Origin of the sequence: Xenorhabdus mauleonii, assembly GCF_900113945.1 — a bacterium.
GTDB classification, from domain to species: domain Bacteria; phylum Pseudomonadota; class Gammaproteobacteria; order Enterobacterales; family Enterobacteriaceae; genus Xenorhabdus; species Xenorhabdus mauleonii.
On record NZ_FORG01000017.1, the window covers coordinates 30248 to 56907 of the forward strand.

At 43.7% G+C, this 26660-nt stretch carries 23 protein-coding genes; 8 read left to right on the plus strand and 15 right to left on the minus strand.

Annotated features, from left to right (window positions below):
* The first annotated feature begins 92 nt into the window (after positions 1-92).
* A complete protein-coding gene (cml, locus tag BM100_RS15290) occupies positions 93-1286 on the plus strand; it encodes a CmlA/FloR family chloramphenicol efflux MFS transporter (RefSeq protein ID WP_092512469.1) in 1194 nt (397 codons plus the stop codon).
* A 105-nt stretch (positions 1287-1391) separates the two neighbouring features.
* Here the strand turns inward: cml and BM100_RS15295 are convergent, their stop codons facing one another.
* Complete coding sequence (locus BM100_RS15295; RefSeq protein ID WP_092512471.1) at positions 1392-2024, minus strand: LysE family translocator; 633 nt, start codon at positions 2022-2024, stop codon at positions 1392-1394.
* A 250-nt stretch (positions 2025-2274) separates the two neighbouring features.
* On the opposite strand from BM100_RS15295, the gene BM100_RS15300 reads away from it, so the two are divergent.
* Complete coding sequence (locus BM100_RS15300; RefSeq protein ID WP_092512473.1) at positions 2275-3729, plus strand: flavin-containing monooxygenase; 1455 nt, start codon at positions 2275-2277, stop codon at positions 3727-3729.
* 110 nt (positions 3730-3839) lie between these two features.
* On the opposite strand, the gene BM100_RS23845 is transcribed toward BM100_RS15300, so the two are convergent.
* Positions 3840-3974 carry a hypothetical protein gene (locus BM100_RS23845; RefSeq protein WP_274539943.1) on the minus strand — a complete coding sequence of 45 codons (135 nt, stop codon included), beginning with the start codon at positions 3972-3974 and terminating at the stop codon, positions 3840-3842.
* A 346-nt stretch (positions 3975-4320) separates the two neighbouring features.
* On the opposite strand from BM100_RS23845, the gene BM100_RS15305 reads away from it, so the two are divergent.
* Positions 4321-5133: a DUF817 domain-containing protein gene (locus tag BM100_RS15305; RefSeq protein WP_244590646.1), complete on the plus strand. Its 813-nt coding sequence runs from the start codon at positions 4321-4323 to the stop codon at positions 5131-5133.
* 36 nt (positions 5134-5169) lie between these two features.
* Here the strand turns inward: BM100_RS15305 and BM100_RS15310 are convergent, their stop codons facing one another.
* Positions 5170-5736, minus strand: coding sequence for a rhomboid family intramembrane serine protease (locus BM100_RS15310; protein ID WP_092512477.1), 567 nt, complete (start codon positions 5734-5736; stop codon positions 5170-5172).
* 117 nt (positions 5737-5853) lie between these two features.
* Between BM100_RS15310 and BM100_RS22605 the strand changes: the two genes are divergently transcribed.
* On the plus strand, positions 5854-6126 hold the full coding sequence (locus BM100_RS22605) for a hypothetical protein (protein ID WP_169924715.1): 273 nt from the start codon (positions 5854-5856) through the stop codon (positions 6124-6126).
* Here BM100_RS22605 and BM100_RS15320 read toward each other — a convergent pair.
* The 8 genes from BM100_RS15320 to BM100_RS15355 all read right to left on the minus strand — a co-directional run bounded on the left by BM100_RS15320 (position 6086) and on the right by BM100_RS15355 (position 17463).
* On the minus strand, positions 6086-7033 hold the full coding sequence (locus BM100_RS15320; protein ID WP_211284499.1) for a hypothetical protein: 948 nt from the start codon (positions 7031-7033) through the stop codon (positions 6086-6088). The two genes, BM100_RS22605 and BM100_RS15320, sit on opposite strands and share 41 nt — an antisense overlap.
* Before the next feature lie 101 nt (positions 7034-7134).
* Positions 7135-7533: a hypothetical protein gene (locus BM100_RS15325; protein WP_092512481.1), complete on the minus strand. Its 399-nt coding sequence runs from the start codon at positions 7531-7533 to the stop codon at positions 7135-7137.
* A 9-nt stretch (positions 7534-7542) separates the two neighbouring features.
* The gene (locus tag BM100_RS15330) at positions 7543-8085 is read right to left on the minus strand and encodes a LemA family protein (RefSeq protein WP_092512483.1); all 543 of its coding nucleotides are present in this window, start codon (positions 8083-8085) and stop codon (positions 7543-7545) included.
* A gap of 13 nt (positions 8086-8098) precedes the next feature.
* Complete coding sequence (locus tag BM100_RS15335; RefSeq protein ID WP_092512485.1) at positions 8099-8833, minus strand: hypothetical protein; 735 nt, start codon at positions 8831-8833, stop codon at positions 8099-8101.
* 34 nt (positions 8834-8867) lie between these two features.
* Positions 8868-9431 (minus strand): LemA family protein, encoded by a 564-nt coding sequence (locus BM100_RS15340; RefSeq protein ID WP_092512487.1) that lies wholly within the window; start codon positions 9429-9431, stop codon positions 8868-8870.
* Positions 9432-9504: 73 nt separating this feature from the next.
* Complete coding sequence (locus BM100_RS15345) at positions 9505-14448, minus strand: DNA repair ATPase (protein WP_092512489.1); 4944 nt, start codon at positions 14446-14448, stop codon at positions 9505-9507.
* 137 nt (positions 14449-14585) lie between these two features.
* The gene (locus tag BM100_RS15350; protein WP_211284498.1) at positions 14586-16775 is read right to left on the minus strand and encodes a flotillin family protein; all 2190 of its coding nucleotides are present in this window, start codon (positions 16773-16775) and stop codon (positions 14586-14588) included.
* Positions 16776-16953: 178 nt separating this feature from the next.
* Positions 16954-17463 (minus strand): ubiquinone biosynthesis protein UbiH, encoded by a 510-nt coding sequence (locus BM100_RS15355; RefSeq protein WP_244590642.1) that lies wholly within the window; start codon positions 17461-17463, stop codon positions 16954-16956.
* A gap of 660 nt (positions 17464-18123) precedes the next feature.
* On the opposite strand from BM100_RS15355, the gene BM100_RS15360 reads away from it, so the two are divergent.
* The 4 genes from BM100_RS15360 (at position 18124) to asd (ending at position 20672) form a co-directional block, all read left to right on the plus strand.
* Positions 18124-18378 carry a type B 50S ribosomal protein L31 gene (locus tag BM100_RS15360; RefSeq protein WP_092512495.1) on the plus strand — a complete coding sequence of 85 codons (255 nt, stop codon included), beginning with the start codon at positions 18124-18126 and terminating at the stop codon, positions 18376-18378.
* Between the two features lie 12 nt (positions 18379-18390).
* Complete coding sequence (gene ykgO, locus BM100_RS15365; RefSeq protein ID WP_010846148.1) at positions 18391-18531, plus strand: type B 50S ribosomal protein L36; 141 nt, start codon at positions 18391-18393, stop codon at positions 18529-18531.
* A gap of 246 nt (positions 18532-18777) precedes the next feature.
* Positions 18778-19461, plus strand: a complete 684-nt coding sequence (locus BM100_RS15370) for a hypothetical protein (protein WP_092512497.1) — start codon at positions 18778-18780, stop codon at positions 19459-19461.
* Between the two features lie 92 nt (positions 19462-19553).
* Positions 19554-20672, plus strand: a complete 1119-nt coding sequence (gene asd, locus BM100_RS15375) for an aspartate-semialdehyde dehydrogenase (protein ID WP_092512499.1) — start codon at positions 19554-19556, stop codon at positions 20670-20672.
* A 266-nt stretch (positions 20673-20938) separates the two neighbouring features.
* Here the strand turns inward: asd and BM100_RS15380 are convergent, their stop codons facing one another.
* From BM100_RS15380 to dnaN, 4 genes are all read right to left on the minus strand, one after another.
* A complete protein-coding gene (locus BM100_RS15380; RefSeq protein WP_092512501.1) occupies positions 20939-21733 on the minus strand; it encodes a hypothetical protein in 795 nt (264 codons plus the stop codon).
* A gap of 264 nt (positions 21734-21997) precedes the next feature.
* Positions 21998-24412, minus strand: coding sequence for a DNA topoisomerase (ATP-hydrolyzing) subunit B (gene gyrB, locus BM100_RS15385; RefSeq protein WP_092512503.1), 2415 nt, complete (start codon positions 24410-24412; stop codon positions 21998-22000).
* 18 nt (positions 24413-24430) lie between these two features.
* A complete protein-coding gene (gene recF, locus BM100_RS15390) occupies positions 24431-25522 on the minus strand; it encodes a DNA replication/repair protein RecF (protein ID WP_092512505.1) in 1092 nt (363 codons plus the stop codon).
* A 33-nt stretch (positions 25523-25555) separates the two neighbouring features.
* The gene (gene dnaN / locus BM100_RS15395) at positions 25556-26656 is read right to left on the minus strand and encodes a DNA polymerase III subunit beta (protein WP_092512507.1); all 1101 of its coding nucleotides are present in this window, start codon (positions 26654-26656) and stop codon (positions 25556-25558) included.
* Positions 26657-26660: the final 4 nt, after the last annotated feature.

Genomic DNA, 26660 nt, shown 5'->3' on the forward strand with positions numbered 1-26660 from the left:
TTTTTCATAGCAGTTGTTGCGGTGATCTTCCTTTTATTGATCATTAATGGGCAGATTGCCGCCAGATTTCACTTTCTGAGCGGATTTTTGTCATGTCTAATAAAACCATTCTCGTCTGGAATTACTCTTTATCGTCAGCGCTTGTGCTGATGGCACCTTTCGACCTCCTCGCCTCACTGGCAATGGATGTATATCTGCCCGTCATTCCTGATATGCCTGCTGCGCTTGATACTTCCCCCGCCATCGTTCAATTGACACTGAGCATCTACATGATTTTACTTGGATTTGGTCAGCTGATTTTTGGCCCGCTGTCGGATCGCATCGGTCGGCGCCCAGTCGTATTAGGTGGAGCGTTGCTTTTTTCTATCTCTTCCTTTGGCCTTGCGATGGCAAGTAGTGGTGAACTGTTTGTCGCACTGCGGGTTTTGCAGGCATTGAGTGCTTCTGCTGCGTTGGTGGCGACTTTTGCGACGGTTCGGGATGTCTATGCAGACAAACCTGAAGGCAGCGTTATTTACAGTCTGTTTAGTTCAATGCTGGCGTCTGTTCCTGCACTTGGGCCTATTCTTGGTTCAGTCATTGCGTTTGCTTTTGGCTGGCGGGGGATTTTCATAATGTTGGGTATGCTGGGGTTATTGGCATTTGCTCACGCCCTACTGCGATGGCATGAAACTCGGGTACCTAAGCAGGATAAACAGGGGTTGGCGATATCGCTGATTCTGTCTAACAAGTCGTTCTGGGTCTATACCCTCGGATTCAGTGCTGCAATGGGAGCATTTTTCGTGTTTTTCTCTATTTCTCCCCGTGTGCTCGTCGGCCTTGCTGGTTTTTCTCAGATAGAGTTCAGTATCGCTTTTGCGACGGTTGCACTTGTCATGATCGCTGTGACACGTTTCGCGAAATTTTTCGTGGCACGTTGGGGGATTCAGGGAAGTTTCGTACGAGGTTTATTTGTTATGATGGCGGGAGCTATTATTTTAGCGGCTTGCGCAGTTTTCTCGAAACCCTCGTTTATGACGTTTGTGATACCAATGTGGTTGATTGCAGTGGGTATGATATTCGTTGGTTCGGTTACGGCAAATGGCGCACTTCGGGATTTTGGTGATGCATCGGGTACAGCTGTTGCGCTGTACTATTGTATTCAAAGCCTGATTGCGGGTGGCGTGGGAACGCTCATGACTTTGATGCTTGATGGTGACACCGCTTGGCCACTGGTGGCTTATTGTTTAGGCATGTCAGCTATCAGCTTCATTGGGTTCATTGTATTGAAACTGAAAGCAGAATGAGAAAACAGCCGGATTCTTCGGAATCCTTTCTGTGATCGAATAATCCCATTTCGTTTGTGCAGCCGAGAGGCTGCACATCGAGTGATTTTTGCTGTTCATTATTTTTTAAAATCGGCTGATAGCCAAATTAATTGCTAACGCGATAAATATTAAACTGGTTATTTTATTTAAAATAATTTGTATTGATGGTTTGTCAGAGAGAATACTGCTCAAAAAACCAGACAAATAAGATATAAATGTAAAAACTAAAAAAGAGATGATGGCAAACATGAGTCCCAGATATAACAACTGAAACGGAATGGAGGGGATATTTTGGCTGCTGGTCGTAAATTGAGGAAGAAAGGCCAAAAAGAAAATAATGATTTTTGGATTTGATAAATTCATTATCAATCCTGTTTTAATTAATTTACTTGTCTGATTAGGTTTCTCATTGCTGCTTTTAAAGCTAACAGGTTTTGCCTTGAAAGCCCCCCAAGCCAGATAGGTTAAGTAAATCACACCCAATATTCTGATACATTCAAACGCGACAGCATTGGCTCGTATAATGGCTGAAATACCGAATGCGACTAAAGAGGTATGTATTAATAATCCAATACATAACCCAAAGGTAATTGATACTCCGGCCTTACGTCCATTGATGGCAGATTGATTTAACACAAAAATATTATCAGGGCCTGGTAACAGACATAAAAAAGTTGAGACACTGATGAATGTAGCAAGCGTTTCTATAGGTATCATTTTTATTACCAATATTATATTGATTTGATTTTTATGGATTTATGCCCACAACTGTATTAAGTGGCTACCAACAAAATGCCGCCTGGAAGGCAACGGGGTATCAGCCATTAACGTTTAGAATACTCGACTCGTTAACATAGTGATACTCCCCCCATATAAATGCAAATGGTTGCCCCAGAAAATAAAAAATAATATGACCAATTACGCTGACTATTTGTTTTTAAAAAAACATTTTTGCAGGAGAAGTCATATGAATAATCATTATGATGTTTTGATTGTGGGAGCGGGAGTTGCAGGCATTAGTGTCGCGTGTCACTTAATAAGGGAATGTTCCAATAAGGAATTTGTTATTTTAGAGCGCCGCCAGGCTATTGGGGGAACTTGGGATCTATATCGTTATCCGGGCATTCGTTCTGATTCGGATATGATGACTTTTGGCTATAACTTCCGGCCTTGGCCTGAAACCAGCGTGTTTGCTGATGGCCCATCAATTAAAAATTATGTCAATGAAACAGCAAGAGAGTATGGGGTCGATAAAAAAATACAGTTTGGTTTAAAAATCACAAATGCGGATTGGTCTAGTTCGACGAGCCAATGGCGTGTTACGGCACTTGAAGAAGCCACTGGCGAAATCCGTATTTTTACCTGTAATTACTTGGTTGCCGCGACAGGTTATTATAATTACGATGAGGCTTATTTACCTGAATATCCGGGAATAAATGATTTTAAAGGCCCTGTTATTCATCCTCAGCATTGGCCGGAGGAATTGAATTATAAAGGGAAGCAAGTGGTTGTCGTTGGCAGTGGTGCTACCGCCGCGACACTGATTCCGGCAATGGCGGACGATACTGCGCATATCACAATGCTGCAACGTTCACCCAGTTATTACCTGTCTATCCCTGCCAATGACGGCATATCTCAATTTCTCGGTAAATTTATGCCGAAACATTGGGTGTATGCCATCAGTAGAAAGCGTAATCTTTTTTTTCAGCGGTTACTTTATAAAGCCAGCCGGCATGTACCCACCTTATTGAGATGGTTCTTGTTGTCATCTGCCCGAAAAAAGGTTGGGCCGGATTTCAATATGAATCATTTGACGCCCAATTACTTACCTTGGGATGAACGCTTATGTGCCATTCCTTCTGGGAATTTTTTTAAAGTACTGAAAGAGGGTAAAGCCTCTATCGTGACTGACCATATTGAACGTTTTACTGAAAATGGCATCTTGCTTAAGTCTGGGCAAGAACTGACGGCCGATATTATTGTTTCTGCAACGGGGCTGAAAGTATCCGTTCTGAATAGCATTGAAATGTCTATTGATGGCAAAAAAGTAGATGGCAATGAGCGTATGCTCTACAAAGGGACTTTGCTACAAGATGTTCCGAATTTTGCTTATTTGATCGGCTATGTCATACAAAGTGCCTGGACATTGAAAGTTGATCTGTCCGCTAATTACATTTGTCGTTTACTGAAAGAAATGGATCGCCGTGGTGCAACGTCTGTCACGCCTTGTGCTCAATCGAATGAAATACTGAAGCATCAAAATATTCTAGGCAAATTGCAATCGGGGTATATAAAACGTGCAGATAATAGTCTTCCACGTCAGGGGAGAAGCGAAAATTGGCATGTATCCCATAATTATGAAAAGGATGTTGAGGTACTGCTGAAGCAGCCAGTGGATGATGAAGCATTGAAGTGGAAGTGATCTCTGAATTCGATAAGGTATAGAATTAATTATTATCATTGATGCAATGGCGCTTATGCCGTGGTGAAATACGGAAATCGGCCCGTTATTATTATGGGCTGATTATTCCATTAATCAGACTTAATCCGATTCAAAGCGTGGCGGGCATGTGCTGCTTGAAGATATTCATGGAGCATATTGATAAACTCTTTATCAGACAGGCGTTCATTGTTTGCTGTTATTGCGCTGATAAAGTTACAGGCCATGCGGTTTTTTTCTTTTGTAGAGTAAGCCCGCCAGAGAACCTTTGAGATTCAATTTCTAGGTAATTGACATTATTTGCAAACTCAAGGATGAGTATTCTGGAACCATTAATGCTTATAAAATTAAAATCTACAATATTGTGTAATCGGTAAGGGTACTTAAATCCAATATCGCTTATTGTAGTGGAAATAAATATGATTAAGTCATTCTGACTGCGTTTCTTAAGCATGAATGATTATTCAGACTCTGTTAGAATTAACAGCGTGAAATAAATAGACATCACAGGTTAATTAAATGGAAGGTAATTTACTGAAACTTAATGCTCTTCGTAAAATTGATAATTTATTAATGGCTCATGAGCCGAATAACAGCACGGGTATTAAGCGATTTATTTTAGAATTTCTTTTCTTTGGGTTGATTAATGCACGATCGTGCTTATTTGCGGGTTTCTTTTTTTTGGCTTTATTTTTGGTTCCGGCTAAAGGCATATCAGGCATACCACGTTATGATGTGCTATTAGTCTTTGCAGTAGCCTTTCAGGCATTCTTAATATGTTCAAAACTTGAAACATGGGATGAATTGAAAGCGATCTGCGTCTTCCACTTAGTTGGTTTCATCATGGAGCTATTTAAAACATCAACATCTATTGGTTCATGGCAATATCCTGATGCAGCGTTGACTAAACTTTGGGGAGTCCCGTTATTTACAGGTTTTATGTATGCGGCCGTAGGGAGCTACATTATCCAGTCATGGCGCTTTTTTAAGGTACGTATTGAGCATTACCCACCTTATTGGATGGCAACTCTGGTGGCTCTGGCAATTTATATCAATTTCTTCAGTCATCATTATATTGGTGATTATCGTTGGTACTTAACTGCGTTTATTTTCGGTTTGTATGCGCGTGGCACTGTTTTTTATACGCCGTTGGATAAAGAACGCAGAATGCCGCTATTACTGGCTTTTATATTGATTGGCTTTTTTATTTGGTTGGCGGAAAATTTCGGGACTTTCTTTGGGATCTGGCAATATCCTCATCAGTTAGGGGCTTGGTCTGCGGTTCATGCAGGGAAATGGGGGGCATGGTCATTATTGGTCGTTGTTACCTTTACGATTGTTGTTCACCTTAAACATATCAAAGCGAATGTAATCATCTCTCGCTAGTGTTGTGAAATGGGAATAATAAATATTCCCAATCACTTAACGCTGAGGGTTTGTCATGCTCCACTTTTTGGTCAGCCAGGAGAACGTCAATCCTGCTATCGCACCGAAAATATGCCCTTCGGTTGAAATATCTTCTTGCAATGGCAATAGTCCTAAAGCAATTCCGCCGTAGTAAATGAAGACCAAAATGGCGAAGAATAAGTCTTTGCCTCTTCTCAAAAAGTAAGCGTTGGCCAGCAATAATCCCCATAAACCAAAGATCCAGCCGCTGGCCCCAACATGAATGGCCGTTCGGCCAAATAACCAAACCAGAGTGCCTTCCACGACGATAATAAACAGGCTGGCGAGCACATAGTAACGGATGGAGTGAGCCATCAGTAATGCGCTGAGGACTAATAACGCGGGCAGGTTACTGAGCAAATGGCCCCAACTGCCATGCAGGAAAGGTGATAGCGGAATGCCAATCAGCCCTTGGGCATAGCGTGGAATAATACCTAAATTGCTTAATGAACCGCCGGTTAAGGTATCCAGCAATTGGATTATGATAAGTATTGATGCTAATCCGATTAGAATATGCAGGCGTTGTTGTAGCCATATTTTCACTGTAATTGATTACCTTATCATTTAGATTTATACACTTCGTCTTTCAAGCGGTCTCTTTGTTGGCTACGCTCGCTCACCGTTTTTATAAACATACGGTGAGCTATGCTCCCGGGGATTATGAGAGGCTCCAGCCTCTCACCGGAGGCCCGCCTTTGGCTGTTCAAATTCGTTCCCGACGAATTTGTCATTCCCTTGCCGTCGCGATGCAACTTGAAATCCATTGTGCATATTACCAAAGGGCACGATTTTCTGAGGGAAATCATTTCCTGTCAAGACGTGCCCAAGATGCTGGCTTGCCGGGATAAAGTGGGCGCTAATCCTCATTTTGAAAACAAGGAGTTCACTCAATCTATTGATTCAGCCAAGGGGAGCTGGTGCTCCAAAAAATAATATTAACGCCCAAGTATTCTTCTGCAAATTTGATAAATTCTTGCTGAGTGAATCTCTTTTTAGTTTGAGGGTTTGTATAAGTTAGTGTGGGTTCCTGAACAGCCATCGCAACAAGCGCCAGTTTGTTTTTGTATTTATGGAAAAAAGGATATGAATTTTTCATTTGTCCTTTCTTATAAGGAACGATATCAGGCCCTCCCAGTCCAATATTGTTTTTCTGTGCAATCTCAAACAGGCGGGACATATAGTTATGGTCGTTATTCCATTCGCAGGGCCAGAAATTAACATATTGTATAACGTACGATTTTTTAAAGACTTTTCTGGCAAATAAGATGTTTTCGATGGTGGCTGAAAAGTATTTATCGCAAGTAAAGCCGGCATTTGCTTTTTTCAGGTTAATACTAATGGCCGTCTCAGGGAGATTGATGCCAGCTATTTTTCCATCCAATTCGGTCGCCAATGCCGACAGAAGATGTTGATACCGTTCTCTTAGTGCTTCATTCCACTGTGCAGAAGCCCAACCTTGAGCAGGCGCTTTACCTTCACCCGGATTGTCAGATTGCGCGACCAAGCCGCCACTATATTGAGGTTCTTGCTGTAAGTAGAGAGGAATGTTTCTACGGGTTGGTTCAAAAAATCGGTCTTGGATCTGAATAAAAAGCTTTTTATTCATTTTGTTCAGTACTGCCAGATCCTTTTTTATGGCGGAGAAATCATATTCGCCTTTTGATTTTTCCAATTGTTTCCAAGTATAAATAATCTGCACCCCGTTAATATCAGATCGCGCGAGCAACGGGCCTACTTCTTCAAGCTCTCCTGAGGATGTGTATAGGTAATTTTGAGGCGTCGCAGCCAGCGTATTACCCCCATAAAAGAAAAACATAAGAAATATTATAATAATTCGCATATCTGGGTCCTTTTGATGGTGAACAATCAAATTCTTATCAACAACAATTTTCAGAACAACAATCTTTAGAACAGCAAAAAGCAACTATTCTCCCGCAGGCATTATTTTTTTTTCTTGCCCCGTTTCTTGTCTTGTCGTTTGCCGATGATTTCTGGTTCAGGGTGGGAAAAAGGTTTTTCCGTAAAATTGGCTAGTGCCCGGTAATTAAACACAATAAAGAACAAACAACTCAACATAATGATCATGCAGATAAAGAGGATATGTATTCCGCCGACATTCAAAGTGTTGAGAGAAATCGATACGAGAAGATTAGGAAAAAATGATAATGCCAGTGTTCCCGCTGCAATGTTGGATAAAACACGTAATGGCGGAATATTCTTCAATATCGCTACGATCAATAAAGGGATGAGCAGGCCAAATGTTGAGAGAAAAACGATAGATACCGGCGTGTTTTCTATCATATCGGCAAGGCCAAAAAACTGAAAAGGGAAGGTTAACATGAGATTTCCTTATTCACCGATTGTGTTAATAGCAAGCATTGTACGTATTTGATACCCCAATATTTTGGCAAATACCACATTGGGGAATGTTTGGATGCCGATGTTATAAAGAGTCACGCTGTCATTAAAAAACTCATGGCGATCCGCGATTTTATTTTCCAATAGCGTGAGACGTTTTTGCAGTTGATGCAGATTGTTTAGCAAATTTAATTGGGGATAGTTTTCTGCTATTGCCAATACGTTATATAAGGTGTGGGTTATTTCGTTGTTAATTTGGATCTTGTGATCGGTATGATGGCTGACCAAGTAACGTTCACGTAACTGCGCCAGTTCTAGTAGAAGCGATTTTTGGTGCGACATGGCTTGTTCTGTGATATTGACCAATTCCGGTATTTCATCAACACGTTGTTTCAACAGGATATCAATATTGGCAAAGGCTTTATCTGTGTAGTTTTTCAGCGTCACTACGTTGTTATAAGTGTTGATCAGGTAATAACTCAATAAAACGAATAAGATAACAAGGATAAAAACGGAAATAAAAAAGGGATCCATTCATTTTTCCTTATTAAAACAGCCAACTGAATAAAGGCGATTTATTCAACATCAGTGTAAGCATATGCCCGTTATATTCATAAGGGATACTCAGTACGAGCGCGCAGAGGAATATTGCTGTCATCATAAATATGAGGGCAGATTTTTTCAGGGGATGATGTTTATTCCAATGCGTCACAGATTCTACAGGGCAAACGGACAAGACATCGTCTTCGATGCTTTTTTGGATCACGATTTGGTTATCTTTTTCTGCCGCTGAACCAATCAACATCATGGTGTCATGGTTGAATATTGCCCGTTCCACATAACGCATATTTCCTTCTTCATTTCGGCATGTAGGTGGGAGGGATATGAGCGATATCTTGTCAATCATTACGGCAACTGAGCCTGAATCATCCTGAATTTTAAAAGGTGCGCATTGGGTTACATCGGTAATTGTTTTGTAATATTCCTTTCCTTCCGAATTTTTTGTTTTTTGGTGCACAGTGTAGTGGTAGGCAATACATTTCCTTTTACTGAGTGGCGCTGTGTGCAACTTCTGTTTTTCAGCTATCACCTGACCTTGTACTTCGACCAATCCCATTGCCATTGAGCCTATTTTAGAGGTAGGCAAATTTTTCTGGAGCTTGAAAAACTGTTTTTTAGGGGTTTTTTGTAGCCAGACCAAAATACAGAGAGTGATAAAAAATACGGCAAAGAGGCCGAAAGCGACACTGTCATCCAAACTATTAAAAATGAAGTTCATCATATATAGGTAAGTTTCTTATTCAGAGAAAATGGGTTTATTGAAAGCGAACGCCGTTATATTTCTTTTCTTCCGCCAGAATTTCCAGCAAAGGAAGGCGCTGGTATTTCAGTATGTTGGCAACAATAACTGCCGGAAAAACCTGAATGCCGATATTGTAAAGTGTTACCGCGTCATTGAAGTTCTCGCGACGGCGAGCAATTTTATCTTCGACATTGCTGACGGCTTGCTGGAGTTCAATAAAGTTTTCACCGGAAATCAGAGTAGGATAACTTTCTGCAATCGCTATGACTGATTTAAACGCTTGCTCCATTTGGTTAGAGGCGGTGATTTTTTCAGGCAGGGAACCTGAATTCAGGTAATTTTGGCGGGCAGTACTGAGTGCCGTGAAAAGCTCGCGCTCATGGGACATGGCTTTGGAGACAACTGAAACTAAAGCGGGTATCTGATCCGCACGTTGTTTCAAGATGACGTCAATATTGGCAAAGGCATTATCAACATTGTTGCGTAGCATAACCAAGCGGTTATAGAGAGTGATCCCCCAGCTTATTCCACAGACCAGCAGAATAAAAATCACCGCAGCCGTGATCAATATTTCCATTTCTTTTATTACCTTTAACGTTCATTTAAATAATGAGAATGTCATTTCCCGTCATTTTCGACGGGGTTTAGGATTATTTTGCATTCCCCAACGCCTGAATGCTCTCAACTAAATCCGCGAGTTGAGCGACAACGCGATCACCAACATCCGCATTGTCGCCGCCCAGCGCTTTATTCCGCATAAAATCGCGCTTGATTTGCTGCCAGCGCAGCGTTTCTTCCGGAGTCATGGTGCCGCGGATTTCTGCCAGTTTGAGGAGATTTTCTTCCGCTCCGTTGGTCAGCAGTTGAGCTTCCCCCAAATAGTGATCATCAATGATGCGTTGAATTTCTGCATCATTCATGACAGCAGATACTTTTTCGCAGAGTTTGTTCATATTTCGATAGCTGCCTTGCAGTTTGAATGGCGGCTCTGTCCGATACTTATCTGATTGCGCGGCGCTGATGATGTATTGCTGATTCACTTTGAACACGATATCCCGCATTTCCAGCAGGCGCTCAAGTATTGCAACGATTTCAGTTATTTCAGCTTCGCTGTAAGGATAGCTCAATCCATTGCTGGAGAAGGGTTTGCCCATTGCTTTATCGATAAACAGGTACAGATCGTTCATATCGCGTAATGCCAGTGGCGCCAGCACCGGGTTTGATGTCAGGCTGTTTTCGATATAACTCAGGGTAAATGTCTCTTCCATGCCCCCCAAGACTTCGCCGAGGTTATAGATATCAGCACGGTTAGCCAGCATATCCGGTATTTTGAACAGTTCACCGGATTCGGTGTAAGGGTTGCCCGACATGACAACACAGAATTTCTTGCCGCGCATATCGTAGGTTTTTGTCTGGCCTTTCCAAACCCCTTCAATACGCCGTGTGCCGTCACACAGGGAAATAAACTTTTGCAGGAATTCAGGGTTGGTATGCTGGATATCATCCACATACAGCATCACATTGTTGCCCATTTCCAGCGCCAGATTGAGTTTTTCTAACTCTTGACGTGCAGTGGCGTTCGGGGCTTGAGCCGGATCGAGAGACAGGACATCGTGCCCCAAGGCAGGGGCGTTTATTTTCATAAAGATCAAACCCAGACGATTGGCGATATATTCCATCAGCGTCGTTTTGCCGTAACCGGGTGGGGAAATCATTAATAACATTCCCATCAAGTCCGTTCGTTTGCCTTCCCCGATTGCGCCGATTTGCTTGGCAAAGTTATCTCCGATCAGTGGCAAATAAACATCGCTGATCAATTTATTGCGCACGAATGAGCTGAGTGGCCGTGCCTTGAATTCGTGCAGCCGCAGTGCATTGCGTTGTTGGGTTAAAACGTTTTGGCGTAATTCCTGATAATGATGATAATCAGGAATGAAGATTTTGCGGTGTTTCCGCATCCGGCAGAAATAGTCATCAAGGCTCAAGGTTAATGCTTGATTGATGATGGAAGGGTGTTCGCCGATTAAATCGGTGACAGTAAAATGTAAATCGACTTCACTGAAACGGGCACTGAGTGTTTTTTCCAGTAAAACCAGAACGACTGCTTCTGAAATATACCCTTTCAGTGGCGAAAACTCAGGCAAGGAGCAGAGGCCATTCAGCCAGTTTTCCACCAGCATCCAACGCTGGGTAAAACGCTGGCCGAGATTCTGCTGCGAGTGGTTGAAATCCCCCCACATATGGGCTTTTTCCAGTTCAGATTGCAACCCTTCCAATAACGTACGGGCATATTTGCTGAAATTGAACTCCACCGTTGGCCTGCTTAGTGCCAAACTCAGATATTCCGCTGCCTGTGCCAGTTGATAAGGTTCACACTTGAGAGGATGGCGCTCAAGGAACAGGCTGAGTTCTGCTTCGATTTCAGCCTGTAGATCCAGCAACCCGGCATCATTGCGGAAAAGCTGATAAATGTTGGAGCAGGTACGGGCACGCTCAGGCCATAATGAAGGTTGTTCTTCGCGTTGGATTTGTTCCCAGAACAGTACCGCAATTCCTCTTGCATGGGGATTGAAACGCAAAAGATCGGCGCTTTCCCCGACGGGGATTAATTTTCGCAGGATGGCAACCGCATCACGGTCGTGGATCCCTTTTTCATAGCCTTCTTTGTAGCGGGGAGCGGCAAAATCGCGGACGGTTTTTTCCAGCATGTCCGGTTTGTTCAACTGGGATTTCAGCTCGTTCAGCATCAGGCCATCATGCTCTTTGCCTGCTGCATAAATGAGTGAATAAGCAAGGAATTCAGCGCGATAAACGTGTGGTGATTCTGACTCAAGGGAGATAGACCAGTAAGGCTGCATGGATTCAAGTTCTGGGCTATCAATCGGCTCTTGGTAATCAGTACCTGTCAGGTGCAAATAGAGATGCTCTCCCCGAGGCAGAATAGTGAGATCCAGCTCTTGTGTATTGACACTGAAACGGTGGCGCGGGCCAAGTTTGATAACGTTGCCGCCATCTTCATAGATTTCTGTTTTGTCCCGCAGGCTGCGAATGGCCTGATCCCTTGCCGCCTTGAATTTGGCATCAATATCATCCGCTTTTACGCTGTCTTTCAGTTCCTGCAAGCGTTCAATGATTTCCCGGGTTTTCAGTGATAGGGCATCAGAGGCAAAAAAAGCATTCAGCTCATCAAGGGAGGCAAATTTCGCTGTCCGGCGGATAATGCTATCCAGCAAGCGCTCTGCCGCTACCTGTAAATTCTGGGTCTTGCGCTGGCGTTCATCCAGCAATGACTGTTTGTGTGTTTCAAAGGTTTCCAGCAACTCTTCACGCTTGTCCAGAATGTCATTCAAGAACTCATCGTGATCACTGAATTGGGTTTCCAACTCTTCCAGTTGTACCAGCAGGCGGGACAGTTGTTCATCACAACGTTCTGGATCGGTGGAGAGTGTCAGGGCATTGGTGATCCCTTGACTGAACAGTTTAAATTGAGCGCCAAATTGAGCAATCGATTCAACCGCCCCTTGCTCTTTGCGGCGTTGTTGCAGCCTGGCCCGTGCTTGATTCAGCAGGGCATAAATTTCGGAAATTGACTCGATGATGTGGGTTTGCTGGGTTGTATCCTCAAATTTTAATGAGGCCATCAGGTTCGACAGCATATCCAGATCAGTGGACATTTTTTCCATGCCTGCCAGCGGTTCAGCGAGCTGAGAGCGATTGGCCGCGGCCTGAACTTGTTTTTCCAGTTCCTGTAGTTGCAGGGTAAATGGCTGTAATGCTTTTTCGCTGGCAAGGAATTCTGCGGTCGCGAGTGAAATGCGCTGCTGACTATCAGCCAATTGCGTTTCCATTTCATCAAGGAGAGACAGGTCGATATAGCGATGATCACGAAGCGTGATTAAGTGACCGCGCTGGATGCTCAAGCTGTTTAAGGCTTCGATAAATTGCTGAGTCTCTGTCCAGCTTTCCGGCAGCATGGTTGACAGCAATTCTTTCTGATGCGATGTCGCTGCATTCATGGCGCGAATGGATTGACGGCGGATGCTTTCTACTTTTTCGTATTCATCCAGCACTTTTTCGCCGGTATTGGCAATCTCTTTCAGCAATAAAGAGATATTCAGGCTCTGTTCGTCATTCAACCAATAGTAGATATCGACCAGACGCCGGGCATCCTGACACAGTTTTTCGTAGAGCAGGGAAGATATCTGCTGTTGTTCGATTTCTTTGGCGATATGGTAAAGGTCAGAAATGCCCCGAACCAACTCAGCATTGCCGATGCGCCCCAAGAAGCTGTTTTTTGCCGGCTGGCGAGCCGCATATTCGTCAGAATAGAACGGTGTTTGCCAGATTTGCATCGGATGAATGCGGGTTGGTTCTTCTGATTGCCCTTCAAACAGCACCATTTGGCCGTCTTCCAGCATGGCATAGCCGTGGCCAAACAATGGATTCTGTAGCTTGCGTTCAATCAGGTTGTAGTTAAACAGGGCCAAACGGCCGCGCTTGGGTTCGTAGAAGATGTACATGACATCTTCCCCATTCGGGGAGCGGCGGACTCGGCGGAAGCGCATGCCATCCATCGATTGATCAAACGTCTTGTATTCCCCGCTTTGCAGGTAATAACCGCCCGGAAAAATAATGCCGTGGTCTTCCGGCAATTGAATGCAGGCCAAACCAATGGCATCAATGCGTTGTACGCTTTGGGCCAGAGTGTTGTAGACCAGATAACGCCAGGATTCTTCGCGATAAGGCAGAATTTTCAGCAGGATCAAGCTGCCGGTCTGAGCATATTCAATCTGTGCGTCATCCAGTGATTGGGTTTTATCCAATACCGCTTCCCGGTAGATCCCCAAACCATCTTCGGTATTGTTTTCACATTTGATGGTCAGATCACCGCCAATGGTTTCCACAAACACGGTATCCAGAATGTTCATGTGCGGATAGCGGCCATTTACGGTATTTTCCCGCGTGGTTTTCTGCCATTCAAAATCGTAAGCGGGGGGCAGGGCGATGTCGCGCTCGCCGCGATTATCGATATAGGTTATTTCTGTTTTATCGCTGGAAATGGCCCAGCGAAACACCCGAATATCCGTAATTCTTTCGCCAATCTGGAAGCTGGCGAGAAGTTTTCCATCACGTTCAACCAGTTCCAGTAATTGGGTGTTTTTGTAGTAGGTATAAAGTTCGTGGAAGTCTTGTACGAAGCTGGTGATATTGAGAAATGTGCCGGTTAGCGGAACGGATTCTACATCATATTCGTCATTTTCTTTCTTGAGCTTGTACAGGGAGAAAACATCTTCAACCCGTGTCTCTTTTTTTAATCCAAGGAAAACGTTGTAGCCAAATAGCAGCCAATCACCAACCCGGACAATATCACGGGCTACGCAATTGTTTTCTGTGCGGATGCGGATACGCCCGATAATGTCAGTCTGGTTTTTGCCAAATTCTTCCAAGCGACGAGTATTAAGCTGGCTGACTTTTTCATGCAGTTGCTGGCCTTGCTCAGACAGGCGATTGCGTAAGATATCGTAGGCTCCGCCTTCTGCGACGGCATTATCCAGTAATTCCTGTTCACGATTATTCACTTGGCTATCTGACATGGCGTATCACGTTTCCTTACTCAAGATGGATTTTAATGACGTTAAAACTGGTTTTAGTGCACTGTACTGATATCCCGGATGGGATGAGTGCAGGGAAAAATCCGCCACAGTGAATTGTGGCGGATAAGCGTTATTGATTACTCTTCGGTATTCCCTTTACCCTGATTTTTTTGATTTGAGCTGAACATGTTGACCAAAGACTGTACTTCTGGGTTTTGCAGGAGTGAGTCGAGATCCAGTTTTGTGTCCCCGACTTCTTTTTCACCTTTTCCGCTTTTGCCAGCCAGCAATTTCTGTACGGCATCTTTGACCAGCGGGCTTTTATCGACGACGCCATTAATGGCTTTGCCCACACTGAGCGCTTTGGAGAAGGTATTGAAGAAACTGCCGTCGCCTCCCACGATATCAATGTTGGTTTTGCTGAGTGCCGCTGCCAGTACTTCGGCTTGTTCCTTGGCGATCTCTTTGTTGGCTGCAATGGAAGCCATGGCTTGTTCGAAGTTCTTCTCAAGCTGCATGCGGAATTCTTCGTGATCGCGTGCGGTATCGTTGAGATTGCCCATCGCGGTGAATTTGTCGGTCAAACCATCGGCTTCGGCTTTCAGGCGCTGGCGGATAACCTCAGCTTGGGCTGAACCGAGCTGGCCTTCACCACGAGCCTGTGCGACCAGTTTTTCTTCCAGCACTTTGGCATCCACCAGACCCAATTTCTCTTTGGCTTGGGCTTGTTGCTCATCACCACGTGCCTGTGCAGCCAGTTTTTCTTCCAGTATTTTCGCTTCGGCAAGGCCCTGCTTCTCTGCTGCGTCGGCCTGAGCTTCCAGAACACGCGCTTCCGCCAGACCTTTTTCTTGTGTACCACGGGCTTCCGCCAGCAGTTTTTCCGCAATCACATTTGCCTGTACCAGCCCTTCTTTTTCTTCCGCTTCGGCTTTGGCTTGGCGGATACGGGCTTCGGCCAGACCCAAGGCCGCTTCTTCTGCTTCAGTACCTTCGGCCAGACGTTTTTTCGCTTCTGCCTGTTTGGCGGCGGCTTCCAGCTCCGCTTGTGCCATAGTGCTGATTTCCAGTGCTTTGAATTTAGCGCTGTTTTCATCTGCCTCAGCTTGTTTGACCTGGCGCACCAGCTCTTGCTCTGCTTTGGCCTGAGCCTGAATAATCGTGATTTGTTTCTGGCGATCCGCGTCAGAAATCATGCGGACTTCTTTAATGCGTTCTTCTTCCTGTGCGACAGTTTTCTCAACGGCAACACGTTCACGGATCACGTTAGAAATATTTTTCCGCTCTTCTTCCAGCGCTTTTTCTTTATCAATGCGCTGGAGTTCGACTTCACGCTCGCGGGAAACAATTTCCAGTTGTTGTGCGCGAGTGACTTTTTCCACCTCAATGATGACGGCACGTTCGCGGTTTTGTTGCGCCACTTCCACTTCACGCAGGCGGTTTTCTTCGCGAATTTCGATTTCTTGCTGGGTCTGGATACGGGCCTGTTCTGCTTTCAGGCGTTCTTCTTCTTTTACTTTCAGCGTTTCGGCGGATTCGCGGGCACGGATGCTCTCAATTTCACGCTTTTGACGCGCTTCGGCATCTGCCTGTTGGCGTTCCAGAGCCAAGCTGGCTTCACGGGTTTCGACGTTTTTCTTCTGGATCGCCAGTTCTTGGTCGCGCTCTTTCTGGTTGGTTTCAATATTGTGGATGGCGGTGATTTCGGTGATTTTACGAATACCTTCCGCATCAAAGATATTGTTCGGATCCAGTGAGTTTTTCGGGGTCTGCTCCAGATAGTCGATGGCAACATCTTCCAGTGCATAGCCGTTCAGGTCTTTACCGATGACATCAACAATGCGGTCACGGAAGTTCTGGCGATCTTCAAACAATTTCGACAGTTCAAACTGTTTACCCACGGTTTTCAGCGCTTCTGAGAATTTGGCGCTGAATAGTGCATTAACGGCATTATGGTCGGAAGCGCGTTCGACACCGATAGATTTAGCTACTTTCAGGACATCTTCAGTAGTTTCATTTACACGCAGGTAGAAGGCAACCGTAATGTCTGCTCTCAGGTTGTCTTTACAGATCAGGCCATCTTTACCGCGGCGATCAACTTCCAGTGTCAGCAGGGAAATGCGCATGAACTCCTTTTTATAAATCACCGGATAGACCAACGCGCCCGTGAAATGGACTTTTGGCTGCGCTGACATATCATTGACGATCAGGGCCGTTCCTTGTGGCACTTTGATATAAAACGCTTTAAAAAGACCAAAGAAGCCCAGAATAACGATAATGATCGTTGCCATGATGATTAAGAAGGGCATGAAGTCTGCCAAGGCAATATCTGACATGTATTTCTCCATTTTATTTTGAGGCGAACTTGTTTGGGACTGACGGGTAAGGCGCCAGTGATCCATAACTTAAGTTGCTATTCATCCATGACCGAAATATGAGTGAGGCATGTCAGATAGCAAGGTTTACGGTAATGATTCAGCGTTAATTTGTTGTTGTAACTCGTAGCTACAATTTAAATTCGTCTTCACTGACGACGGTGTAACTGTGTGTGGCGGCGTCATAGCTTATCAACACAACACGATTGCCACGGGTAATGCCGTCACTTTCCGGTGCCCGGACTTGCAGTATCAGGCTGGCTCCGTGATTTTCCATCAGCGCTTCTCCGCGCTGTTCCGTCACAATGGGAGAACGCACTTCAGCAACTTTGCCAATCAGAGTATCAACACTGTTGGAGCGATTGAGCTTGGACAACATTGGTTTTAATGGGCGCAATATCATTGCTGTCAGTAATAAGGCGATAAAACTCACGGCAAAGAATGTCACGGTTCCGAGCAAATAGCGGATCACATCAGTTTCAATGAAACGGAGCATCAGATGCATGCTGAAATAACTGAGCGGCCAGCCGAATAGTGTAATTAGCGTAATAATGATGGTAATGGGAACGCCAGTAAGGCCGAGTTTTGTTAACCACCCCGCCAGAGTGGATACGTCGAAACCATCCGTATCGATACTCATAATATCAATATCAAGTAAGCCGAAAGCAGCACATATCCAATAAAACAAAACAATGATTAATAGGCCACTAAAAATAACAACTGGAAAAGCCAAACAGTTTTGTAAGAAAAGGTCCATCAGAATACGGTCTCTGGGAGGGAAGTTATTATTAAATAATACTTAATTAAACCAGTTTTATAAATAAGTTAATAGAGGAAAAGAGGTCTTTTTTGAATCTTCTCTCAATAATTAGATAATTCCTATTTGTTGATGTTTATCATGGATATTGAGAGGTAAATATACCCAGTTTGGGTATTGAGGGATCAATAAGACAGTGGGGCTGAAATAAAAGTAAATTATAAATTAATTTTCTTATAAAACGGGAGTTAGTAGTGGAAAAATCTAATGCCGTAATATCAGTAAGGATTCGGGGATGATTTAATCGAGCTGCCAAGTAATTAATTTAAACAATTATAAAAATAATTATATTAATTATGGGTATTATTATTTTTTGAATTAGATAGGACTCAAGACAGTTGTTACGTCGTCTGATGTAACGTGATCTAATCGCTTAGAACGTAAAATATTCGAGATAAAATCTTAAAAAGGTAGTTGTCAACAGCATGAAGCTGAGTTATTGTAATGTTATATTATAACATAAAGTGTGTTTGGAGAGATTTTATGAAGCCAGGGATCCACCCAACTTACCGGACTGTCGTGTTCCACGACACCAGTGCTGATACCTATTTCAAAGTAGGTTCGACTATCCGTACAGAGAAGAAGATTACGCTAGAAGGAACTGAATATCCTTATGTCATGATTGAAGTGTCATCGGAATCGCACCCTTTTTATACGGGTAAGCAAAGGAGTGTATCGCAAGAAGGTAGTACAGCTCGTTTCCAGAAAAGATTTGGCAGTTTTTTGGGCAGTAAATAAAGAGGGATTGTCATGCAAGTATTAAGTTCGTTGAAGACAGCAAAACAACGGCACCCTGATTGCAAAGTTGTTCGCCGTCGTGGCCGATTGTATGTCATCTGTAAATCTAACCCGCGTTTTAAGGCTGTTCAAGGCAAGAAAAAGAAACGCTGATTGAAAACCTACAGTTCTGCTGTAGGTTTTTTGATTCTATTTTTTCTTATCTCGTTGATATATATGAAACCCATCAGACATTCCCTCCTTAATTAAGTCATTTTTTTCACTTGTTTATATTCAATATTAAGTTTTAATGGTTATTAACTCATTAGCCCTTGAAAATAATATATGGAATTACCATCGTGTTCATTTTGCTCGTGTGGACATGATGGAGATAACAATGAAATTTGAGGAGTGGTTTTCATGAAAAATATTAGTGTATTTTATAGATTTTACGTATTTGAAGATAGCTATCATGGTTATCCCAGATTAACCGTATGCGCTCATGGAAGTTATGATAAAATTTATTTTATCGGGTATATATCAGGTGTGAATATGTATGATGATCAATTGACGCCTCGGGAACTAGATAACGAATTAAAATCAAAAGGAATAATGTTAAATAGTTTTAGATATATTCGTTTGATTGTATGTGAATCTGCAAATTGTGAAAAGGATAACCCAGATACCACTCTCGAATATGAAGAATCTTTTGCTTCTGAACTCTCTAAACTTTGCCCGAATAGTATTGTTATCGGTTATGTGGGGAATATTAGAGGACGTACTAAAGTATTTAATAAGAAGAATCTTTCTTATAGTGAAAATTATGACAATACCCAACGTCACGAATTAATTTTTGATTTAAGACATATATATGATATTCATTTTTCAAGACTTGTTGGTAATAAAAAGGCTAATGATGCTTTTGAGGCAGAAAAAAAAACGTATTCAAAGATTGAAACAGTAGACCCCATTACTCCTAGATACTTTTTGAGAACCAAGAGACCAGGAAGGCCGGTAAATAATGATGATCCTGACTTTGAACAATACACGGCAAGATGGTTTAAAAATGGCAAACTCATCCATACAGAAATGCTGGTGTTATAGTACATAAATATACTTGCACCTTTCGTCATATTTTGTCAGTTTTAATGTTATCAGTGTGTCTGAACAACATTTCTTGAGACAGGGTAAATATGATGAAAAATGTAGGTCTTATCGGCTGGCGTGGCATGGTCGGTTCAGTATTGATGCAGAGAATGTTGGAAGAGCGGGATTTTGACGAGATTAATCCGGTTTTCTTCACAACATCCCAGCACGGGTTGCCAGCCCCACAATTTGCGGCAAATAGCGCTGGAAAATCAGGTGTATTACAGAATGCTTTTGATATTGATGCACTGAGCGCGCTGGATATTGTCATTAGCTGTCAGGGTGGGGACTATACGAATGAAGTTTACCCAAAACTGAGGGCTGCCGGGTGGCAGGGATATTGGATTGATGCGGCTTCTTCCCTGCGTATGAATGATGATTCTGTCATTATTCTCGATCCGGTTAACCATCAACATATTCAAAACAGCCTGAATAAAGGTATTAAAACGTTTGTTGGTGGCAATTGTACAGTGAGTTTAATGCTGATGTCATTGGGTGGGTTGTTTACCAATGATTTGGTTGAGTGGGCATCGGTATCAAGCTATCAAGCTGCTTCGGGTGGTGGTGCCCGCCATATGCGTGAATTGCTGGTGCAAATGGGAATGTTGCATAATCAGGTAGCAAAAGAGTTACAAGATCCGGCTTCTGCGATTTTAGATATTGAAAAACGTGTAACTGATTTTACCCGCAGCGGTACATTGCCGACGGAGCAGTTCGGCGCGCCCTTGGCTGGCAGCCTGATACCGTGGATTGATAAGCAGCTGGAAAATGGGCAAAGCCGTGAAGAATGGAAAGGCCAGGCGGAAACCAACAAGATCCTGAACACGGGCAATAATATCATTCCAATTGATGGACTGTGTGTCCGTATCGGTGCACTGCGCTGCCATAGTCAGGCATTTACCCTGAAATTGAAAAAAGACATCCCGATCCATGAAATTGAAACTCTGTTGGCGTCGCATAATGATTGGGTGCGTGTCATTCCGAATGATCGTGAGTTGACGATGAAGGAGCTAACGCCGGCAGCGGTGACAGGAACGTTGAATACGCCAGTTGGCCGCCTGCGTAAACTGAATATGGGGCCGGAATACATCTCTGCATTTACGGTTGGCGATCAGTTACTGTGGGGAGCGGCAGAGCCTTTGCGCCGTATGCTGAGGGTATTGTTGTAAGAAAACCTTAATCGTTATTGAGTTTGTGGAAATAAACCGCCAATTGGATAGTAAATCTTAAACATTGGCGGTGATTAATCTTTAATATCATTTGAATTTTCTTATCATAATAAAAATATCCTGATATGAGTTGAATGCATTAATGGAGTGTTTAGTGACACTCTGCTGTTTTCATTTAAACAATCTCATGAAATAGGTTGCCAATTTGATGAAGCATACATGGTGATAAAGCACAACTGATTGATAATATTTTTTTTAAAATCTATTCAGCAAGTACCCACAAATCGATAACCACCGTGATTAGAGGTGAAGGTCCAAGCATTATTTCCATTTGGATCTAAAGACATTTCATCCTGTGTATAGTGGATAAATCCCATTCGGCTATAAACGTTTGATAATTCTGGGGTTGCAATTGCTAATTTTAATTTACCATGACAACCTTTTTCATAGGACAGATTAACCGCTTTTTCCATTAATAAGTAAGCACAATTCTTTAATCCCGGATGCATGACAAGATGAGTGACTTCAGGATAATAACGTAAATCAGGATCATATCTGTATAGCATGACTTCTTCGTAACATTTGACTATCATTATTCCCACAGGTATGTTTCTGATATAGCAAGTAAAATAAATAAAGTTTTTATCTTCTCCAGTTTGGGATCTATCATAAAGTTCATTCTTAACATGAATTAATTGATTAAGTGTTATGCTACATTTTAAATCCCAAATATCATCAGTTGTTTTTCCGATTTTCCCGCTAATTCCATTTATGTGAGTTTCTAAATCATTTTCATCTTCAATGATGTTTAATATCTGATCAAACCATCCATCATTTCCGATTGAAAAGTAAATTTTATCCGCAATATTTATCATATCATGTAATTTAACCTCCCGAATTATTGATGGAATATACTCCTTTGTTAGTTTAGGATTGTTATAATTAATATTTATTTCCTTAATGTTATTTGGGGGGAAAGAATCAAAAGAATTTGAACGTGATAGGTTTTTAAATGGAGATTTGTGTATATAGCTATTCAGAGAATTTGTTCTTTTTAGCATGATAAACCTCTTTAAATTATAAAAAATGGGCTTTTATAAGTTGAAGTTAATCTGAGATTTGATTATTTATTTTGGTGTATTTATGTGAATGATTTATTTTATAAATTATTTTTTTATAGGATAAATAGAATATTTCTTTTGTCTAGCAGAATTTGTGAAGGGAAAATGAAGTGGCTGTTTGGTTGGGAAAATTTGATGAGTCGTTTCAGATAATATGTCCCAGATAACATACTGTTATCTGGGATATATTTATAAGCAAAAATATTAAATATCGATATTCGCTGCTTTCAGGGCATTCTCTTCAATAAATGCACGGCGAGGTTCAACCGCATCCCCCATCAGGGTCGTGAACAGTTGATCAGTTGCAATCGCATCTTTCACGGTAACGCGCATCATACGACGAGTTTCTGGGTTCATCGTAGTTTCCCACAGCTGCTCAGGGTTCATTTCACCCAGACCTTTATAACGCTGTACGGAAAGACCACGGCGTGACTCTTTCGCCAGCCATTCCAGGGCCTGTTCAAAGCTGCTTATTACTTGTTGGCGCTCGCCACGTTCAATATATGCACCTTCTTCAATCAGCGTTCCGATAGATTCACCCAGTTTGGTGATACGACGGTATTCGCCACCGTGAATGAAATCGAAATCCAGATTGTAGTTAGTATCAACACCATGGGTACGAATGCACAAGATAGGCTCGAAAACTTGACGTTCACGGTTCTCATGGATTTTATAGCTATAAGTGCTGCCGTGCTGCTCTTTGTCATTCAGGCTGGTGGACAGGGTTTTTGCCCACTCTTCCACTTTTGCTTGAGAGTTCAACTCATCTTCCGTCAGTTTCGGATGATAAATCAGGCTGTTCAGCAGAGACAACGGATACAGGCGTTCCATGCGACGGATGATTTTCTGGGTGGAATTAAACTCAGTAACAAGTGCTTCCAGAGCCTCACCATTCAGTGCCGGAGCATGCGGGTTGGTATACAGAGAGGCTCCATCCAGTGCGATGGACATCTGGTATGCTTCCATTGCATCGTCATCTTTGATGTACTGCTCTTGCTTGCCTTTCTTCACTTTATATAGCGGTGGCTGGGCAATGTAGACATAGCCGCGCTCAATGATTTCCGGCATCTGACGGTAGAAGAAGGTCAGTAACAAGGTACGGATGTGAGAACCATCCACGTCGGCATCGGTCATGATGATAATGCTGTGATAACGCAGCTTGTCCGGGTTGTATTCATCACGGCCAATTCCGCAACCCAGCGCGGTGATTAATGTTGCCACTTCTTGTGAAGAGAGCATTTTATCAAAACGCGCTTTTTCAACGTTCAGGATCTTACCTTTCAGGGGCAGAATCGCCTGATTTTTACGGTTGCGTCCCTGTTTTGCTGATCCTCCCGCAGAATCACCCTCCACTAAGTAGAGTTCGGATAGTGCTGGGTCACGTTCCTGACAGTCAGCCAGTTTACCCGGCAAGCCAGCCAGATCCAGTGCACCTTTGCGGCGGGTCATTTCACGGGCTTTACGTGCCGCTTCACGGGCGCGAGCCGCATCAATGATTTTACCGACGACAGTTTTGGCGTCGTTCGGGTTTTCCAGCAGGTACTCGACCAGTTTCTCATTCATCAGTGTTTCGACGGCGGTTTTCACTTCTGAAGAAACCAACTTGTCTTTAGTCTGGGAAGAGAACTTAGGATCTGGGACTTTAACGGAAATAACCGCGATCAGGCCTTCACGGGCATCGTCACCTGTGGCGCTGACTTTGGATTTTTTGTTGTAGCCCTCTCTGTCCATATAACTATTGAGGGTACGAGTCATCGCGGTACGGAAACCAACGAGGTGGGTTCCCCCATCGCGCTGAGGAATATTGTTGGTGAAGCAGTAGATGTTTTCCTGAAAACCATCATTCCATTGCATGGAAATTTCGACGCCAATACCGTCTTTTTCTGTGGAGAAATAGAAGACATTTGGGTGAAGTGGGTTTTTATTGCGGCTCAGGAACTCAACAAATGCTTTGATTCCGCCTTCATAGTGGAAGAGATCTTCGGTATTGGTGCGTTTATCAACTAACCGGATGGAAACGCCGGAATTCAGGAATGACAATTCACGCAGGCGTTTTGCCAGAATATCATATTCGAACTCAGTGTTAATTTTGAACGTATCCATGCTAGGCCAGAAACGGACTGTGGTTCCTGTCTGCTCGGTATCACCGACGATTTTCAGCGGAGACTGTGGAACCCCATGCATGTAGGTCTGTTCGTGGACTTTACCGTCACGACGGATAGTCAGTTCCAGTTTTTCCGATAGGGCGTTTACAACAGAAACCCCTACGCCGTGCAGGCCGCCGGAAACTTTATAGGAATTGTCATCGAATTTACCCCCCGCATGCAGCACGGTCATGATAACTTCTGCTGCTGAAACACCTTCTTCTTCGTGTATCCCGGTAGGAATACCGCGGCCGTCATCCTGTACAGAAACTGAGTTATCTGCATGAATGGTGACAACTATCTTGTCACAATGACCTGCGAGGGCTTCGTCGATAGCGTTGTCAACAACCTCGAAGACCATGTGGTGCAGACCGGTACCATCATCGGTATCACCGATATACATGCCTGGACGTTTACGGACAGCATCCAGCCCTTTTAATACCTTGATACTTGAGGAGTCATATGTATTCGACATCAACGTTTCTCGCTCATCTTAATCCTGTGGTTGAACCTCTATTTTGCCATGTTCTACGCGAAACATCCTGCTATTTACATCAATCATGTCAGTAACTTGCCCAGTGGTGATTGCACTGACAAACACTTGGGCTTGCGTAGATTTCAGACGCTCGGCTAATAGCTGACGACGGCCAGCATCCAGCTCTGAAGCAAAATCATCAAGCAGATACAGGCATTTTTGCCCGCTCTGTCGGGTGAAATATTCACCCTGCGCTAACCTCAACGCACACATCAGTAATTTCAACTGACCACGGGAAAGCATATCTTCCACCGGGGTGCCGTCCGCCCTGATCCGCAGATCTGCTTTATGGGGGCCGGAAGCGGTGTAGGTTAACGCTTTGTCGCGCTCAAATTGCCGCGCGAGCAGTTCTGCATATTCGCTCTCTTTGTCCCAACCTTGTTGAAAGCTGATACTGAGAGTGAATTCAGGTAAAAATTGTTTACAGGTTTTCTCGATATCTTCGGAAATTCCTGCGATGTATTCTGCCCGCCATTGGCTTATTTCCGTCGCCAACGGGGCAAGTTCGCGATCCCAATGTTGGATCTGGCTGTATCGGGTAACTTGTCGCAATGCTGCATTTCGCTGTTTGAGCAGCCTTTTCAGGTTGGCCCAGGCAGTAAAAAAGCGCGGTTCATTGTGAAAGCAACCCCAATCGATAAATGCCCGACGGTATTTCGGGCCACCATTTAGTAAAGTGAAACCTTCCGGCGTGATGAGTTGCATAGGCAGCATTTTTGCCAGCTCTGCAATTTTATGCCCGTCACTGCCATCAATTCTGACTTTACTATCACCGTGGCGGTTTTTACTTAAACCCACCGCTAACGTGCGTTCATAAAGTTGTTGTTCAAGCCGTCCATGAAGAATGAATTCTTCGCAATCATGGCGGATCACTCTCCCCGCCATGATGCTGCGAAAAGCACGGCCATGACCTAATGTATAAATGGCTTCCAGTATACTTGTTTTGCCGCTGCCATTTGGCCCAACCAGAAAATTGAACCCCGTTGCCAACGGCAGGTCAGCATTCGCGATATTACGAAAATCGCGGATCAGCAAACGCGAAAGAATCATATTTATGAGTCAGTGTTGTCTACAGGCGAATTTTTACAGACGCATCGGCATCACGACATAAGTCGCTGCCTGACTGGCTGAATTCTCGATTTTCACACTGGATGTCGCATCTGTCAGAAGGAGACTTACTTGTTCGCATTTCAATGCGTTAAGAACATCCAGTACGTAGCTGACATTGAAGCCAATTTCCATTTCAGTGCCTTGGTAGCTGACATCAACTATCTCTTCCGCTTCTTCTTGTTCAGGGTTATTTGCGGTGATCCTGAGTTGGTTTTCGCTTAAATAGATGCGAACACCACGGAATTTTTCGTTGGATAAAATCGCTGCCCGTGAAAAGGCCTGCTTGATCATGTCACAATTTGCTACCAGCGTCTTATCTGGATTCTTCGGCAGTACGCGGCGGTAATCAGGGAAACGGCCATCAACCAATTTGGAGGTGAAAATAAAATCACCGACGTGAGCGCGAATGTTGTTGCTGCCAATTTGTAATTGCAGTGGGTTATCCCCACCATCCAGCAGGCGCATCAATTCAATGACACCTTTACGAGGTACGATCACCGAATGGGAGGGCAATGTTTGCCCGATATTCATCGAGCAGACAGCCAAGCGGTGGCCGTCGGTTGCAACAGTGCGCAGCTCTTCGCCTTCGGTTTCAAAAAGCATACCGTTCAAATAATAGCGAACGTCCTGATGTGCCATGGAAAATTGAGTGGATTCGATCAGGCGCTTCAATGTGGCCTGTGGCAATGAAAATTCGACTTCGCTTTGCCAGTCATCCAGATTGGGAAAATCTGTTGCGGGCAGGGTGGAGAGTGAAAAGCGGCTGCGTCCGGAACGGACGAGGATACGATCGCCATCCAGCTCTACGCTGATTTCAGCACCATCCGGCAACCCGCGCCAAATATCAAAAAATTTGCGGGCGGGGACAGTGGTTGCACCGTTTTCATGTGGCTGGGCAAGTGTAACCCGCGCCTTCATTTCCATTTCTAAATCGGTGCCGGTTAACAGTAGAGAGCCTTCTGTGACCTGCAATAATAAGTTGCCTAAAATGGGCAGGGTAGGGCGGCCTCCCAAGGGGCTGCTCACCTGCTGCAAAGGTTTTAATAATTGCTCACGTTCAATGATGAATTTCATAGCG

Excerpts from the sequence above, each read along its gene's own strand:
- gyrB (WP_092512503.1), bottom strand. The coding sequence starts at position 24,412 with ATGTCGAATACATATGACTCCTCAAGTATCAAGGTATTAAAAGGGCTG.
- BM100_RS22605 (WP_169924715.1), top strand. The coding sequence starts at position 5,854 with ATGAGAGGCTCCAGCCTCTCACCGGAGGCCCGCCTTTGGCTGTTCAAA.
- BM100_RS15355 (WP_244590642.1), bottom strand. The coding sequence starts at position 17,463 with ATGAGTATCGATACGGATGGTTTCGACGTATCCACTCTGGCGGGGTGG.
- BM100_RS15345 (WP_092512489.1), bottom strand. The coding sequence starts at position 14,448 with ATGTCAGATAGCCAAGTGAATAATCGTGAACAGGAATTACTGGATAAT.
- ykgO (WP_010846148.1), top strand. The coding sequence starts at position 18,391 with ATGCAAGTATTAAGTTCGTTGAAGACAGCAAAACAACGGCACCCTGAT.
- recF (WP_092512505.1), bottom strand. The coding sequence starts at position 25,522 with ATGATTCTTTCGCGTTTGCTGATCCGCGATTTTCGTAATATCGCGAAT.
- BM100_RS23845 (WP_274539943.1), bottom strand. The coding sequence starts at position 3,974 with ATGGCCTGTAACTTTATCAGCGCAATAACAGCAAACAATGAACGCCTG.
- BM100_RS15300 (WP_092512473.1), top strand. The coding sequence starts at position 2,275 with ATGAATAATCATTATGATGTTTTGATTGTGGGAGCGGGAGTTGCAGGC.
- cml (WP_092512469.1), top strand. The coding sequence starts at position 93 with ATGTCTAATAAAACCATTCTCGTCTGGAATTACTCTTTATCGTCAGCG.
- BM100_RS15380 (WP_092512501.1), bottom strand. The coding sequence starts at position 21,733 with ATGCTAAAAAGAACAAATTCTCTGAATAGCTATATACACAAATCTCCA.
- BM100_RS15320 (WP_211284499.1), bottom strand. The coding sequence starts at position 7,033 with ATGCGAATTATTATAATATTTCTTATGTTTTTCTTTTATGGGGGTAAT.
- BM100_RS15360 (WP_092512495.1), top strand. The coding sequence starts at position 18,124 with ATGAAGCCAGGGATCCACCCAACTTACCGGACTGTCGTGTTCCACGAC.
- BM100_RS15295 (WP_092512471.1), bottom strand. The coding sequence starts at position 2,024 with ATGATACCTATAGAAACGCTTGCTACATTCATCAGTGTCTCAACTTTT.
- BM100_RS15305 (WP_244590646.1), top strand. The coding sequence starts at position 4,321 with ATGGCTCATGAGCCGAATAACAGCACGGGTATTAAGCGATTTATTTTA.
- BM100_RS15325 (WP_092512481.1), bottom strand. The coding sequence starts at position 7,533 with ATGTTAACCTTCCCTTTTCAGTTTTTTGGCCTTGCCGATATGATAGAA.
- BM100_RS15340 (WP_092512487.1), bottom strand. The coding sequence starts at position 9,431 with ATGGAAATATTGATCACGGCTGCGGTGATTTTTATTCTGCTGGTCTGT.
- dnaN (WP_092512507.1), bottom strand. The coding sequence starts at position 26,656 with ATGAAATTCATCATTGAACGTGAGCAATTATTAAAACCTTTGCAGCAG.
- BM100_RS15370 (WP_092512497.1), top strand. The coding sequence starts at position 18,778 with ATGAAAAATATTAGTGTATTTTATAGATTTTACGTATTTGAAGATAGC.
- BM100_RS15330 (WP_092512483.1), bottom strand. The coding sequence starts at position 8,085 with ATGGATCCCTTTTTTATTTCCGTTTTTATCCTTGTTATCTTATTCGTT.
- BM100_RS15335 (WP_092512485.1), bottom strand. The coding sequence starts at position 8,833 with ATGATGAACTTCATTTTTAATAGTTTGGATGACAGTGTCGCTTTCGGC.
- asd (WP_092512499.1), top strand. The coding sequence starts at position 19,554 with ATGAAAAATGTAGGTCTTATCGGCTGGCGTGGCATGGTCGGTTCAGTA.